Annotated in this window: 9 protein-coding genes and 2 pseudogenes; 3 read left to right on the forward strand and 8 right to left on the reverse strand. The window is 72.5% G+C overall.

The genetic code is table 11. The features are described from left to right. Nucleotides 1–63 precede the first annotated feature (63 nt). Nucleotides 64–3,159, forward strand: coding sequence for a family 78 glycoside hydrolase catalytic domain (locus HW837_RS23660; RefSeq protein ID WP_237270310.1), 3,096 nt, complete (start codon nucleotides 64–66; stop codon nucleotides 3,157–3,159). A gap of 52 nt (nucleotides 3,160–3,211) precedes the next feature. Then, complete coding sequence (locus HW837_RS23665; RefSeq protein ID WP_237270311.1) at nucleotides 3,212–6,259, forward strand: alpha-L-rhamnosidase; 3,048 nt, start codon at nucleotides 3,212–3,214, stop codon at nucleotides 6,257–6,259. Nucleotides 6,260–6,386: 127 nt separating this feature from the next. Here the strand turns inward: HW837_RS23665 and HW837_RS23670 are convergent, their stop codons facing one another. The 6 genes and pseudogenes from HW837_RS23670 to HW837_RS23695 form a co-directional block, all read right to left on the reverse strand. Next, complete coding sequence (locus HW837_RS23670) at nucleotides 6,387–7,307, reverse strand: hypothetical protein (RefSeq protein WP_193380229.1); 921 nt, start codon at nucleotides 7,305–7,307, stop codon at nucleotides 6,387–6,389. A gap of 325 nt (nucleotides 7,308–7,632) precedes the next feature. Then, the gene (locus HW837_RS23675; RefSeq protein WP_193380230.1) at nucleotides 7,633–8,457 is read right to left on the reverse strand and encodes a DUF1684 domain-containing protein; all 825 of its coding nucleotides are present in this window, start codon (nucleotides 8,455–8,457) and stop codon (nucleotides 7,633–7,635) included. A 75-nt stretch (nucleotides 8,458–8,532) separates the two neighbouring features. Beyond that, nucleotides 8,533–8,864: pseudogene (locus tag HW837_RS23680) on the reverse strand (TauD/TfdA dioxygenase family protein); the annotation flags it as partial. Continuing rightward, nucleotides 8,831–9,250 (reverse strand): annotated as a pseudogene (locus tag HW837_RS50385) (hypothetical protein); the annotation flags it as partial. The pseudogenes HW837_RS23680 and HW837_RS50385, both read right to left, overlap by 34 nt. A 325-nt stretch (nucleotides 9,251–9,575) precedes the next feature. Beyond that, nucleotides 9,576–10,421: a class I SAM-dependent methyltransferase gene (locus tag HW837_RS23690; RefSeq protein WP_193380231.1), complete on the reverse strand. Its 846-nt coding sequence runs from the start codon at nucleotides 10,419–10,421 to the stop codon at nucleotides 9,576–9,578. 180 nt (nucleotides 10,422–10,601) lie between these two features. Further along, the gene (locus HW837_RS23695; protein WP_193380232.1) at nucleotides 10,602–11,762 is read right to left on the reverse strand and encodes a hypothetical protein; all 1,161 of its coding nucleotides are present in this window, start codon (nucleotides 11,760–11,762) and stop codon (nucleotides 10,602–10,604) included. Between the two features lie 234 nt (nucleotides 11,763–11,996). On the opposite strand from HW837_RS23695, the gene HW837_RS23700 reads away from it, so the two are divergent. Then, nucleotides 11,997–13,538, forward strand: coding sequence for an AMP-binding protein (locus HW837_RS23700; protein ID WP_045555517.1), 1,542 nt, complete (start codon nucleotides 11,997–11,999; stop codon nucleotides 13,536–13,538). A 91-nt stretch (nucleotides 13,539–13,629) separates the two neighbouring features. Here the strand turns inward: HW837_RS23700 and HW837_RS23705 are convergent, their stop codons facing one another. Together HW837_RS23705 and HW837_RS23710 are read right to left on the reverse strand one after the other, a co-directional pair. After that, nucleotides 13,630–14,505 carry a family 3 encapsulin nanocompartment shell protein gene (locus HW837_RS23705; protein ID WP_193380233.1) on the reverse strand — a complete coding sequence of 292 codons (876 nt, stop codon included), beginning with the start codon at nucleotides 14,503–14,505 and terminating at the stop codon, nucleotides 13,630–13,632. Nucleotides 14,506–14,574: 69 nt separating this feature from the next. Then, a complete protein-coding gene (locus HW837_RS23710) occupies nucleotides 14,575–15,303 on the reverse strand; it encodes a sulfotransferase-like domain-containing protein (RefSeq protein ID WP_193380234.1) in 729 nt (242 codons plus the stop codon). Nucleotides 15,304–15,336: the final 33 nt, after the last annotated feature.

Raw genomic sequence — 15,336 nt, forward strand, 5'->3', positions numbered from 1 at the left:
CGGAGGTTCGGCATGCCCGACGTCCCGAGTGAGGCGTTGAGCCGTAGACAGGTGGTGGGCACGATGGCAGTCTCCGCGGCGGGGTTGGCCTCGCCCGTCGTTCCCGGGCTGCCCGTGGCGGCGGCCCACGCCGAAGGGGAGGACGACCGCCGTGGGGCGAGAGTCACCGGGCTCGCGGTCGACGGCCGTGAGGACGGCCCACTCGGCGTCGACGACCCCGCCCCCCGCCTGAGCTGGCGCGTGACCGGAGCCCACCCGGGCTGGATCCAGGCCGCCTACCGCATCCGCGCCGCGCGCTCGGAACAGGACCTGGACCGGGCGCACCTGCTCTGGGACAGCGGCAAGGTCCGTTCCCCGGACCAGACCGACATCGCCTGGCAGGGGCCCGCGTTCGCCTCCCGCCGGCGGGTGGTGTGGCAGGTGCGGGTCTGGAGCACCGAGGGCCACCCGACCCAGTGGAGCCGGCCCGCCACCTGGGAGACCGGCCTGCTCAAGCGCTCCGACTGGGGCGAGGCCCGCTGGATCGAGTACCCGGGCCGCACCCTCGACCAGCCCCTGCCCGTCTTCGCGCGCGCCTTCCGGGTGAGCCCGCGCGGCGGCGAGGTCGTCCGGGCGAGGCTGTACCTGTCCGGCATCGGACTGCACGTGGCCCACCTCAACGGCGAACCCGTCACCGACGAGGTGCTCGCCCCCGGCAACTCCAACTACCAGCTCTCCACCGAGTACCGGACGTACGACGTCACCCGCCTCGTCCGCCCCGGGGACAACACCCTCGGCGTCGAACTGGGCCAGGGCACCGCGCTCGTGACCCGGTCCGTCACCAACCCCTCCACCGGCCGCACCGCCCCCTACAGCTGGTGGCAGAGCCAGACCAAGGGCACCGGCACCCTCGTCGCGCCCGTCGCCCGGGGCGCCACCTCGGTCAGGGTCAGCAGCGTCGCCAACTTCCACGTCGGCGGCACCGTCAGCATCGACACCGGCGACGGCGGCGAGCGCATGGAGTCCCGGACGGTCACCGCGATCGGCACCGCGGGCGCCGACGGCACCGGCATCTCCTTCGAGCCCGGCCTCTTGGCCGCGCACGACAGCGCCGCCGTCGTGGTCGGCTCCGGCAACTCCCTGGCCGGCGTCGACCCGAGCGCGGGCGCGGCCGTCCCGCCGCGGATGATCGCCCGCCTGGAGGTCACACGGGCCGACGGCACGGTCGACACCGTCGTCAGCGACCGCTCCTGGCGGGCGGCGCTCGGCCCGACCGTCACCGCCGGCTGGTACTCCGGCTCCGACTACGACGCCCGCCGCGAACAGCCCGGCTGGACCGCGCCCGGCGCCGACCTCCGCGCGTCGGCACGCCGGCGCGACGGCACAACCATGGGCTGGACCGACGCGGGCATCGCACCACCGCCCAACCTCACCACCGAACTGGTGTGGCGGGCGGCCGAGCCGCTCAGGATCGTCGACAGGATCCGTCCGGTCGCCGTCACCCAAGCGCGTTCCGGCGTCTGGGTCTTCGACTTCGGACAGAACTTCGCCGGCTGGCCGCTGCTCGACCTCGACGGCCCGCTCCCGGCCGGGACCACGGTCAAGCTGTACCCGGCCGAGTCGCTGAAGGCCGACGGCACCGTCGACCAGGCGTCGCTCATGGGCGGCGGCCCCGCCCGCGGCACCGACCTGTTCGCCGCCTACACGACGCACGGCGACGAGGGGGGCGAGCGCTGGCACCCTCAGTTCCATTACTTCGGCATGCAGTGGCTCCAGGTGACCGGCCTGCCGGAGGGCTATGTCCCGACCCTGGACACGGTGACCGGGCTGCAGATCCACGCGGACGTCCCTGAGGCCGGCTCCCTGCGCACCTCCGACGACCGGATCAACCGGGTGCACCGCATGTCCCGCTACTCGATCATGAGCAACGTCATGTCCACCTTCACGGACTGCCCCGGCCGGGAGAAACTCGCCTATCCCGCCGACTACGTCCAGCCCTTCGGCGCCGTGCACCGCACCTTCGGCTACGCGGCCTACCTGCGCACCATGCAGCGCCACCTGGTCGAGGGCCAGTCCCGGTCCGGTGACAACATCGGCAACGTGGCGCTGAAGGCCCCCGTGTACGACTGGGGGTACACCGGCCGTTTCGGCGACGAGATCAACTGGGGCAACGGCATCGTCCTGGTGCCCTGGCTGGCGTACGAGACCTACGGCGACACACAGACGATGCGCCGCCACTACCCCCGGATGCAGGAGTTCCTGACCTACATCCGGACCAGGAAGGCGGGCACCGGCGCCGACGCCCACCTCGTGGACGCGGCCCTGGCCGACTGGATCGCCGGCGAGAACACCTCGGGCCGGATCACCGGCACCTGGGGCTACCACCAGGTCGCCGACCGCATGGCCCGGATGGCGGCCCTGATCGGGCGCGACGCCGACGCGGCGGAGTACCGCCACCTCGCCGACACCATCAAGGACGCGTTCAACGACGCCTTCTACAACAAGGCCCTCGGCCGGTACACCGCCGACGGGGACCGGGGCGCCGCCGGAGCCACACAGGCCGCGCAGGCACTCGCGCTCGACGAGGGACTCGTCCCCGACGGCGAGCGCGGCAGGGTCCTCCAGGCGCTGGTCGAACTGGTCCACGCGCACCGTCCGTTCGGCGGCGGGCCCCACTTCAGCGGGGGCACCATCGGCCTCGCGCCGACCGTCAGGGCCCTGCACGAGGGCGGTCACGACGACCTCCTGTGGGACGTCCTCCAGGAGGACACCCGCCCGGGCTACGGTCACTTCATGGCGCCCACCACCGCCAACCCCCGGGGCCTGACGACCATTCCCGAGGACTGGGGCATCGGCAACTCCAAGAACCACATGATCCTGCTGCAGATCGAGGAGTGGTTCCACAGCGGTGTCGTCGGCATCCGCCAGGTGCCCGGCGGCGCCGGATACCGTGAACTGGTCATCGACCCCCGCCCCGTCGGCGACCTCACCCATGCCGAGGGCAGCTATCGCACCCCGTACGGCGTGGTGTCCGCCCGCTGGACCCGCGAGAACGGGCGCTTCCGGCTCGACGTGGAGCTCCCGCCGAACACCACGGCCGAGATCCGGTTGCCCGCCCAGGGCCACCCCGCCCGGGTCGTCGGCTCGGGACGGCACACGTTCACCACCCGCGAGCCGTGACCAGAACCCGAGAGACCGAACAGCCGGTGCCATGTCGATAGGAGCCAGTGTCATGGCCGAAGGAACGAGCGCGGCGGAGGGAGCCTCCTCCGCCCGCCCGCAGGAGGGCCCCGTACGGGGGCTCACCGTGGAACACCGCACCGAACCCCTCGGTGTGGACGCCGACCACCCGCGTTTCGGGTGGCACACGCGATCCGCCACCCGGGGCTGGCGGCAGGGGTCGTACCAGATCCTCGTCGCCGGCTCCGAGGCCCGGCTGACCGCCGGCAACGCCGACGTCTGGAACAGCGGACAGGTCCATTCCGCCGACTGCGTCGCCGTACCCTACGCGGGCGAACCCCTGCGGCCCTCGACCCGCTACCACTGGTCCGTCGCCGTGTGGGACGCCGAGGGCCACCGGGCGGGCAGCGCGACCTCCGTGTTCGAGACCGGTCTGATGAGCACCGACGGCGTGACCGGGTGGGACGGCGCGCAGTGGATCGGGATGCGGGGGAAGACCCCCGGCTCGGCCGGCGCGCCCATGCTCCGCAAGGAGGCACCCCTCCACGTCGGCGGAGACCGACGGGTGCGCGAGGCGCGGCTGTACCTCTCGGCCCTCGGCGTGTACGAGGCCCACGTCAACGGGGAGCGGGTGACCGTCGACCAGGACGGCGCCCCCACCCTCGAACTGCTGCCACCGGGCTGGACGAACTACGACACCCGCGTCGACTACCTGACCTACGACATCACCCGCCACCTGCGCCACGCGTCCGAGGTCACGCTCGCGGTCGTCCTGGGCAACGGCTGGTACAACGGCCGGGTCTCCGACGGCAGCACCTACTACGCGCCGGACGGCAATGCCCTCGCCGTCAAGGCGAAGCTGCTGGTCGAGTACACCGACGGGACCACGCAGACCGTCGTCACCCGCCCGGACGACGGCTGGCGGGCCACCGACACCGGCCCCCACCGGGCCGACGACATCTACGACGGCCAGACCTACGACGCCCGCCGCGAGCCGACCGGCTGGACCGCGCCCGGGTTCGACGACAGCGCCTGGACGGACGTGGAACGCGTCGCCTTCGAGGACCGGTACCCGGATGTGCGGCTGATCGCCTACCCGGGGGAGAGCGCGCGCTTCGTCGACCGCTGGGACCAGCGGCCGCGATCCGTCACCGTCGCCACCGGAGTCACCGGCGAGGACGCCAGCCCCCATGGCCGGGGGCGCGTCGTCGTGGACCCGGCCCGCACGGTGACCGACCCCGCGCGGGCGGCCGGCGCCGAGATCACCCTCTCCGCCGGTGAGACCGCCGTCTTCGACCTCGGCCAGAACATGGTCGGCGTGGCCCGCTACGGGGTGCGCGGACCGGCCGGCGCCCAGGTCGAGTTCCGGTTCGGCGAGATGCTCAACGACGACAGCGCCGGCGCGGACGGCCCCGAGGGCTCGCTGTACCGGGCCAACCTCCGCAGCGCCGAGGCCACCAGCACCTACATCCTCAAGGGCGACCCGGAGGGCGAGACCCATCAGGACACACTGACCTTCTACGGCTTCCGGTACGTCTCCGTCACCACCTCGCAGACCGTCACGATCACCGGGCTGACGGGCAAGGTCGCCACCTCCGCCCTGCGCGAGACCGGAACCGTCACGACGAACGATCCGGACGCCGACCAGCTGGCGAGCAACGTCCGTTGGGGGCAGCGCGGCAACTACTTCTGGGTGCCCACCGACTGCCCGCAGCGCGACGAACGCCTCGGCTGGACCGGCGACACCCAGGTCTTCGCCACCACCGGCCTCTACAACGCCGACGCCGGTGTCTTCCTCAGCCACTTCCAGGACACCGTCGTCGACTCCCAGACCATCTACGGCGCGGACCAGGCGCAGTACACCGGCGTGGCCCCCGGCGGACGCTACAACTTCCCCGGCGGCGGCAGCGGTTGGGCGGACTGCGGGGTCGTCCTCCCGTGGACCGTGTGGCAGATGACCGGCGACACCACCGTCGTGGAGCGCAACTGGTCCTCGATGACGCGCTACCTGGACTGGATCCGGCAGCAGACCGGCGACACCTACGCCGGACAGGGGTCCCTCACCGGCGACTGGCTCGCCCCGCAGAAGACCAGCGCCCAGCTGATGAGCGACGTGTACTACGGCTACTCCGCCCAGCTGATGGCGAGGATGGCCCGCGCGACCGGCAGGGCGGCGGAGGCCGAGGAGTACGAGCGGCTCTTCGGGAACATCAGGCGGGCGTTCGTCGCCACGTACCTGAGCACCGACGGCGATCGCGTCACCGTGCGGTCCGGCCTGGGCAAGGCCTCGCCGATCGAACCCGGCTCCGACCCGGACGAGCGGACCGAGGACAACAGCCAGAGCGCGCTGCTGTGGGTCCTCAAGCTCGGCTTCTACGAGACCGAGGCCCAACGCCACGCCCTCGTAGGCCACTTGGCGGACAACATCGGCAACGACGCGGCGTACAAGAAAGCGCACCCGGACAGCATCCGCGTCCACCACGCCGAGAACACGCTCTCCGTCGGCTTCCTCGGCGTCAACGTCCTCGCCCCCGTCCTCACCGACGAGGGCCGCGCCGACCTGGCGTACGCGCTGCTGTACCAGGACGCGCTGCCGTCCTGGCTGTTCTCGGTGCGCAACGGCGCCACCACGGTCTGGGAGCGCTGGAACTCCTACGCCGAGGAGGCCGGGTTCGGCCCGGTCGGCATGAACTCCTTCAACCACTACGCCTACGGCGCGATCATGGAGTGGATGTACTCCTACGTGGCCGGCATCGCCCCCGATCCGGAGGGCCCCGGTTTCCGGCGCTTCCTCCTGCGGCCCCACCTCGACCCCACCGGACGGATCACCAGGGTCACCGGCACGTACGACTCGCCGTACGGCGAGATCCGCAGCGCCTGGGAGGTGAGGGACGAGGGCCGCACCCTGGCGTACGAGGCGGTCGTGCCCGCGAACAGCGAGGCCACCCTGCGCCTCCCGGCCGTCTCGGCGGACGCCGTCCGCGAGGGGGGCACCCCGCTGTCCGAGGTGGATGGCGTGCGCTTCCTCGGCCACGCGGACGGCGTGTCCTCGTACAGCATCCCGTCGGGCCGGTACCGGCTCACCACAGACCTGCGCTGAGGGGCGGAGGAAGGAGGCCCGGCACCGTGTCACACGGTGCCGGGCCTTCGTAGTCGCACCGCCGCGTCCCGCCGGGCATCGACCGACGGCCCACCCGCTCGCCCCCGACGATCCGCGCGTACCGGCCTCAGTCGGCCGCCGGCGCGGGCTCGGACGCGGGCTGCGGCGGGGTGGCCTGCTCCGGGGCGTCGGGGCCGGTGTAGTACACGGAGGAACCCTGCTTGACGCGCTGGGCGTTGCTCTTGGCGACCAGACCTTCGAGGGTGGTGCGCACGACGTTGGTCTGGATACGGCGGTCCGGGTGCGCCTGGGTGAGCGCGGTGGCGACCTCGGCCGCGGAACGCGGCTCGCTCTGCTCGGTGAGATGACGGCGGATGAGCTCGACGAGCGTGGGCTGAGCCTTCTCGGCGGTCGCGGTCGCGGTCGCGGTCTTGGCCGCGGTCTTGGAGGCCGCCGTCTTCGTGGCGGGTGGCTTGCTCGCGGCAGTCTTGCCGGCTGCGGGCTTGGCGGTGGAGGCCTTGTCGTCAGAGGCCTTGGCGGTCCCTGACTTGGCCGTCGAGGCCTTGGTGGTCACGGTCTTGGTGGCCGTCGTGGTCTTGGCGGCCGTCGGCTTCGGGCTCTCGGCCTTCGGGCTCTCGGTTTTCGGGCTCGTGGTCTTCGCCGTCGTGGTCTTCGTGGTCGCCGTCCTGGGGCCGGCGGTCTGCGTCGCGGTCGCCTTCCTCGTCCCCTTGCCGCCCTGCGAGGGTTCGGCCTTCCTGGCCCGGGTGCGCTTGCCGGCCTCCGGGGCGGGGGCGGTCTTCTGCCGGGGCACGGAGGGTGTCGTGACCTCTTCGGCCGCGGGCGTGGGCTCGGGGGCCGCGACGCCGAGCGCCTGCTGCATGTTCACCAGCACGGCGTGATCCTGCCGCAGACTGAGGAGTTGCTCCTGCAGAGCGTCGATCTCCCCGATGAGACGCTCCTGTTCCTTGGCGTTGCGCTCGAGGTCGGTGGCGACCTGGGCGGTGTACTGCGTCTTGAGGTCGGTCGACTCTGATGGCGTCTCGGTCATGGCGGTTCCCTTCCCGACAACGAACGTGCTGTGTGCGGATGGTACTCACCGATTCGCGATACGTCGGCCGAGAGCGAATCCCGGTTGCCGCGACGCCCCGCCTCCCGCGGTCCTGAGGTGACGGGGAACCCCGTGTGCCGTCAAGGCCGCACCGCCTCAGCCCCGGGACCGGGCCTGATGGGCACCTGCCGGGCGGCAGCGACAGTCCCCGCACCGCACCGCACCGCTCTCCCCGAGCCCATCGGATACCTGTTCGGTGACCACGATGGGCTGAATCGGGCGGCGGGCATGTACTGCGCCGCCGCCCACTCCCGGGCCCCGGAGGTCAGGCGCCGCCGCGTTCGTGCGGGATCTTCTCCCCGGCCTCGATCGCCACCGGCAAGCGGTTCTCGGCCGGAGGGAGAGGGCAGGTGGCCAGGTCGGTGTAGGCGCACGGCAGGTTCGTCGCCCGGTTGAAGTCGAGGACCACCGTGCCGTCGGCGGCGGGCGGGGCGAGGGAGAGGGACCTGTTGGCCGCGTAGGTGGTGATGCCGGACGTCGCGTCGGTGAACAGCACCAGCAGGCCGCCCGGCCCGTGCCCGGGGAACGAGGTCAGGGCGAGGGGACGCCCGTCGAGAGCGAACTCGATCCGGCCCGGCGCGTCGTACACATGCTCAAGGCCCTCCACCGCCGCGCCCACCGTCGTCGGCCGGGGCTCGTCGAAGGCCGTGTACCTGCCGGTCACCACCCAGCGGGGGTGCGGGGCATAGGCGGGCGTACCCGTGTACGCGGTACGCAGCGGCGCGTCCGGGTGCCGGGGGCGGACGATGTCGTGTCCGCCGCGCCTGGCCACCTCGATCACGGCCTCGCCCCAGACCGCGTTCACCCCGCCGCGCTCCGGGAGCACCCCGAAGCGGTGCTCACCGTGGACGGGCACTCCGTCCACGACCAGTCCCTCTCCCTCGTCGAGGACCACGACGACCCCCTCGGCGCCGGTCGACCAGGCGCCCGGCGCGTCCGGGAAGCGCTGCGGCTCCTGGTCGAGCCAGTGCAGGCCGGTGACGGCGAGGAAGCCGTGCGGGTCGGCGAGCCGGGTCTCCTGCCCGGTGTGCCACTCCTGCCAGTCGCGGGTGAAGGCGGACAGTTCCTCGGTGGTGTCCTGAACGGACATGTGTGTGCGCTCCTCGGTCGTGGGTCGTGGGTCGTGGGTCGTGGGTCGTGGGGTCGTGGGGTCGTCCGGGGTCGGTCAGCGGGGTGCGGTGGCGGGGCCGACCGGGGTGTCGCTTCGCGTAGCGTGATGCGGTGCATGACCCGGTGCCGGTCGCCGTAGTCGCGGTTGGCGTAGTGGGCCGTGCTGCGGTTGTCCCACAGGGCGACGTCGCCGGGCTGCCAGCGGTGGCGTACGACGTGTTCGGGCTTGGTGAGATGGGCGTAGAGGATGTCGAGGACGCCCCGGCTCTCGTGCTCCGAGACGCCCACGATGTGCGAGGTGAAACCGGGGTTCACGAACAGCCCCTTGCGGACGGCGGCGGGTGTCACCCACGCAGCCCGAACAGCACCCCGAGGGCGATGCCGACACCGGCACCGATCGCGATGCGCCGCAGGCTGATGCCCAGATGTTCGACGAGGTACGTGCCGTTGTAGCCACGGACACCGTCGTGCGTCGTGGACACGGTGACGAACGCGTCCCACACTCTCGCCGGTGACGGCACGAGTGTCTCGCTCCATGTCCCGCTCGCCGCCACCACCTGCCACAGGAGGAGGAACAGCAGGAGCGAGCCGACGGGTAGCACGACGGGGCGGGCGCGCTCCCACGGACCCCGCGCGGGCGAACGGGGATCGGGCGATACGTCGACGCGGGCGGACGTGGGTGCCGGGACGTCGGAGGGCGCGGGCGTTCCGGCGTCCGCGTCCGCCGGTGCTGCCGGTCGATCAGGCTTGGAGAGAGGGGGAGTTACGGACATGTGGCGTCCTCCGTGGGGCGCCGGGACATGCGCGGCCGTCGTCTGGCGACGTGGGCGGCCGGCCCCGAGCGAGAGCTGTGCTGGACCGAGCGGGAGAGAGCACCCCGGGACAGGGCGCGAGGACCGCCCGCGCCGGGTGAGTCACCGGACGGCGGGGCGGGCGGGAGAGCGTCGGTTCAGCGACAACACGAACCCGGGCGTCGGCACAGGTCGATGACCTGGCGTCGCACCAAGGGCTCGGGATTCATGGCCCTTTTCTACCCCAGCCGCAGCGCGACACCAAGAGGCGTCCACTCTCTGGAACGCGGGGCGGGGACGCGTACGGCTACGCGGTGGCCGCGGCCGGACCGTTCGCGGGCTTGTGTCCCCAGGCGGTGAGCATGCCGGCCGAGACCGCCGCGCACGCGTCCGAGCCCAGGTAGCGGATCGCCGCGTCGAGGGCCGCGTCGTCGACCAGGCCGGTGGCGACCATGGCGGTCCTGCTCCGCTCCCAAGTGTCCGCCCAGAAGCGGCTGATGGGACTGCCCGGCAGCAACGGCGGCACATGGATCTCGGCGCCGACGGACCCGAGCCCCGCGTCCCGCAACAGCCGCGGGTACGACGGCACCCAGGTCACGTCCGTGCCGATGGTCGCCCGCAGGCCCTCCCACATCGCGCGCATGGCGTCGGCGTACGGGGTGCCGGGCGTCCGGTCGCTCGTCAGGTCGATCGCGTCGCTGAGCACCAACACCCCACCGCACGCGACGAGTTCGGCCAGTTTCGTGATCAGGCGGTCGCGCTCGGGGAGGTGCATCAGCACGAAGCGCGCGTGCACGAGCCCGAATCGGCCGGGGGCGAAGGCCGGGTCCGAGACGTCGGCCCGGAGGACGTCGAGCCCGGGGACCGGCCGGGCTTCGAGGAACCGTACGTCACGGTCCACCGCGAGCACGCTCGTGACCCCGGCCTCCTCCAGCAGCCGACGGGAGACGGTGCCCGTGCCGGCGCCGACGTCGAGGCAGCGCCACCCAGGGCCGACGCCGAGGTCCCGCAGCCGCGCCAGGGTGACGTCGTCGTAGGCGAGGGCACCGAAGTCGATCCGTTCTCCCTCGCCCGGCTGTTCCGGACGGAAGACGGCCTCGCCGTAGCGCCCGTCATGGCGCCCACCGCCCGGCGCGTCGTCGAACGCGGTCATGAGCGAACCCCTTCGCAGGAGGGACAGGTGGCGGGCGGCGGAAAGCATGAGGTCGCCGCCCCCACCCGATCCTCCCCGGCCCGCACCCCAGGGGCCCGAGGCGCGCCGCACCGTCGGCCGCACGGACCCGGACGTCGGCATCGGGCCCCGTCGCGCGGCGCGCGGCGGAGTCCGCCCGGCTCAGCCCCCGAGACGTTCGCTGTAGGCCTCGGTCGGCGGATACGGAGTGGGGCGGGTCATGCCCACCGACCAGAAGGCCCTGGTGCCCGGGACCGACGTCACGTCATTGAGGTACGGCGCCGGGGCCGGGCCCGCCGGGCCCCGGGCGAGGGCCCAGGTGTCGCCGTCCCGGCGCAGATACGTACTGCGGCTCTGGTCCGAGAAGTTCCAGCCCGAGATCCACGCGGCACGCCCCCGGGCGTCGCCCGCTATCCCGGTGAGCGACCCGAGGGTGAAGCCGGCTTCCAGCCGGGTCCAGGACGTGCCGTCCCAGTGACTCAGGGCGGGGTTGCCGGGACGGCCGATCGGCCCGCCCACACCGGCCTCGGTGCCCACCGCCCATACGTCGTCCGGGCCGGCGGCGTGCACGTCGGCGAGGCCGAGCCGCAGGCCCACCACCGGGGGCAGCGCCGTCCACGCACCGTCCCAGCGGGCCACGAGACCGGACCAGCCGCCGCCGTTCGACCGGTCCCCGCAGACCCACACCTCGCCCCGCCGGCGCACGACGACCCGGTAGAGGTTCACGCTCGCGACGGGCAGCGGGTCCAGCCAGCGCCACCGCCGGCCGTCGCCGTGCAGCAGACGGGCGGCGCCGTCCCGGACACCGCAGACCCACACCTGCCGGTCGCGGCCGACACCCACCGAGCTGATCCGTACGTCCGGTTCGCCCCGGCCGGGGAAGTCGGCCTCGCGCCAGGTGGTGCCGTCCCAGCGCAGCAGGGGGCTGCCGTCGCCGGTGGGATGGCCCACGGCCCACGCGGCGGACGAGTGGACACCGGCGACATCGACGATCCTCGTGTGCGTCAGGTGTGACAGGTCGCTCTTCCGCCAGACACGGCCGTTCCACACCATGGCCAGGGCCCGCTGCTGAGTCTGCGCCCCCAGCTCCTCCTCGCCCACGGCCCAGGCCAGTCGCGGCCCGGCGGCGGCGATCCGCCGCAGTTGCGCGGCGGGGACGCTGCCGGGCGCCGGCACGGCCTGCCATTCCCGCGTTCCGGGTGCCTGCGCGTCCTGCCCGTCCTGCCTGTCCTGCCCGTCCTGCGGGAGGGGCGTCGGGACGTGGGCCCGGGACGCGGACGGGCCGAGCGCCGTCCCCGCGAGGGCACCGACGGTCCCTGCCACGAATCGCCTTCGTCTCACTGTTGGATCCCTCCGGACGGATCGGGCGGACAGGAGGAACCACCGTGAACCAGCGCACCCGAGAGTTCTAGCCACCCACGTGACAAAACGCGGGGAGGGGCCTTACCCGATCGGGTGAGCGACCAGTGGCGTGCGCACGCGGTAGGGGAGTAACAACTCGTATGAGGCACGAGACATGACGTACGCGGCGTGCGGACAGGGCGAGTGGGGAGACAGATGCGTGTTCCGATGACGGTGGCCGACTTCCTGGACCGGGCGGAGGCGGGTTTCGCCGACAGCCCCGGGGTGATCGACGAGCCGGGTCAGCCCGCGGCGCCGGTGGCGCCGTCGACGTACCGGCGGCTGGGTGAACGGGTACGGGCCTGGCAGGCGGGACTGGACGCGCTCGGGGTGGGGGAGGGCGAGCGGGTGGCGGTGGTCAGCCACAACTCGGCCCGTCTGCTGGAGCTGCTGTTCGCGGTGCCGATGAGCGGGCGGATCTGTGTGCCGGTCAACTTCCGGCTGAAGGCGGAGGAGATCGAGTACGTGGTGCGCCAGAGCGGCGCCTCGGTGCTGCTGGTCGACCCCGAGGTCCGGGACACGGTCGCCGGCGTCGAGGTGGCGCACCGGTTCACTCTGGGGGAGCAGACCGACACCGAGCTGATGCGGTTCGGGGTGGAGCCGAGGCCCTGGTCGCACCCCGACGAGGACGCCACCGCGACGATCAACTACACATCGGGAACGACCGCGCGCCCCAAGGGAGTTCAGCTCACCCACCGCAACATCTGGGTGAACGGGCTGACCTTCGGGCTGCACACGAGGGCGTGGGAGCGGGACGTGTACCTGCACACCTTGCCGATGTTCCACTGCAACGGGTGGGGGATGCCGTTCGTGATGGCCGGGCTCGGCGCCAAGCAGGTGGTGCTGCGCAAGGTCGACGGCGCCGAGATCCTGCGCCGGGTCGACGAACACGGGGTGACGCTGATGTGCGGCGCGCCCGCCGTGTGGAACGCGGTCCTCGACGCGGCGACCGGCTGGGACGGGCCGGTGCCGGGGCGCGACCGGGTGCGGATCGTGTGCGCGGGAGCACCGCCGCCGAGCCGGATGATCCAGCGCGTCCATGAGGAACTGGGCTGGGAGTTCACCCAGATCTACGGCCTGACGGAGACCTCACCCCTGCTGACGTTCAACCGCGTGCGGCCCGAGGACGACGGCCTGCGGGGCGAGGAGCGGGCGCGCAGGCTGTCGCGGGCCGGTCTGCCGGCGCTCGGGGTGAAGCTCCGCGTCGCGGACTCCGGTGAGGTGCTGGCGCGTTCGAACGTGGTCCTCGACGGCTACTGGGAGAAGCCCGAGGAGACCGCCGCCGTGCTGGAGGACGGCTGGTTCCACACGGGCGACGGCGGGACGCTCGACCCCGAGGACGGACATCTGACGATCTCGGACCGGAAGAAGGACGTCATCATCACCGGCGGCGAGAACGTGTCGTCGATCGAGGTGGAGGACACGATCTTCAGCCACCCCGGGGTGGCGGAGGTCGCGGTCATCGGGGTGCCGGACACCAGGTGGGGCGAGACGATCAAGGCGCTGGTCGTGCGGGCCGGGGACGCGGCCGTGAGCGAGGCCGAGATCATCGCGTACTGCAAGGAGCGGCTCGCCGGGTACAAGGCCCCGACGAGTGTGGAGTTCCGGGACGCCATCCCGCGGACGGCGACCGGCAAGGTCCAGAAGTTCAAGCTGCGCGAGCCGTACTGGACCGGCCGGGACCGGGAGGTCAACTGACCGGGCGCGGCTGCCGACACGGGGCCGACGGGGAGCGCGGCGGACGGGGGCCCGCGTCGCCCGCGTCCCCCGCGCTCCACGGTGCGTCCGCTCAGGCGCGTACCGCGTGGAAGAAGTGGGTCGGCTGCTGCACCGCCACGCTCTCGTGGACCTCGGCGCAGACGGCCGTGCCCGGTCGCTCGAAGAGGCCGGTCGGGGGCTCCGCGACCTTGATCACCGAACGGCCGGCCTCCAACAGGCGCGCGGCCATGGCGAAGTCGCCGACCAGCGCGGAGCCGGGAGCCACATGGCGGTGGCGGCAGATCATCACCTGTTCGCGGGCGAGGTCGGCCAGCAGGCTGCCGGCGCCCACCAACTCCCCGTAGTAGTCCTGGGGGTTGATCATCAGCGCGTGGCCGGTGCCGCCCTGCTGCTCTATCTCGTTGAAGGCGGCGAGGACCCCGGCGGTGTAGGAACCGGTGTACGGCAGGGTCGCGACGTCCGGGTGGTCCACGACGTCCAGGGTCAGGGCGCGGTTCTCCGCCGTCCCGAGCCGGACCATGAGGCGGTGGTCGATGAACTGGGCCAGCGCGTCCGGGTGTTCGCCGAGGGCGTCGGGGATCTGCACCCACGCGGTGATCGGCCGTACCGCGTAGGTGGCGGCTTCGAACCGGTACGCGCTCTCCCGCAGCCCGCCGGACGCGTGCGGCGCGTCCGGCCGGGTCTCGAACCACGACCGGACGGTCTCGCTCGTGACGCGCTGCTTCTTGAACAGATTCCGGGCGGTCAGCCGTGGCCGGTCCTTCCCCGGCTGGAAGGAGTCGGTGATGGTGTGGTCGAACCGGACCTCGGCCTTCTCCGGGTCCTCGGCGAAGGCCCGGGCGAACCGCTCGCCCGGGGAGACGGTGGCCGTCGTACCGGTGGCGGCCGTCGTGGCGGAGGTGTTCGTCGTGTCAGTGGTGTTCGTCGCGTGAGGGGTCGTCGTCATCCGGTTGTACGTCCTCGGGATCGGTGGGGCAGGTGGTGCCGATGGGATGAGCGGCATGCGGTGGGCGGGTCAGAGCGCGTGCTCGACCAGGCGCTCGTAGTACGGGAGATGGTGCTCGTAGTAGCCGCGCAGCCGTGCGTCGTTGTCGACCGTGGCGGCGTACTCCTTCTCCGGGGCGTCGAACCCCGCGCTGGCGATGGCATCGAGGTGCCAGCGACGGTTCCGGCGCCACTCGGACCGTTCACCGGGCCGCCAGTTCAACGCCTCGGACAGGAACGGCAGACCCACCCGCTCGCAGTAGGCCGCGACGACCTCCGCCGGGTCGGCGAGCAGCCGTTCGGCGGTGATGACCAGGGGGCGCCGGCCGGTGATCTTCCAGGCCAGTTCGAACAGGGCGTACTGATGCTCGTACCCGATCTCCCGGCAGGCCAGCTCCGGCTTGATCGCGTGGTGCGAGGCGATGGTGCGGGCCGGGTGGCGGACGATGAAGGTGTGCTCGAAGCCGGCGATCAGCTCCGGACGGTCGAAGAGATGCTGATGGTGGTACTCCAGGGTGTCCTTGAAGAACACGGTCCGACGGGCGCCGAGCCGGGCGAGGTGGGCCAGCAGCTCACCGGGGTCGCGCAGCGTCGCGGTGCCGCCGTCCGGGTCCGGGACGGACACCTCGCCGTGGTCGGTGAGCAGGACCAGGGGCTCGTGCACCACGGTCACGTCGCCGCGCTCGATCATCATGCGGAGGAAGGCCGTGGAGACCGCTCTCGGGTGCGCCCACATCGCGATGACGGTGGGGCGTGACACGGGTTCGGGGGCCCGGCGCGGGGGCGGGGTCCC

This window comes from Streptomyces caniscabiei (assembly GCF_014930365.1).
In the GTDB taxonomy this organism is placed as follows: Bacteria; Actinomycetota; Actinomycetes; order Streptomycetales; family Streptomycetaceae; genus Streptomyces; species Streptomyces caniscabiei.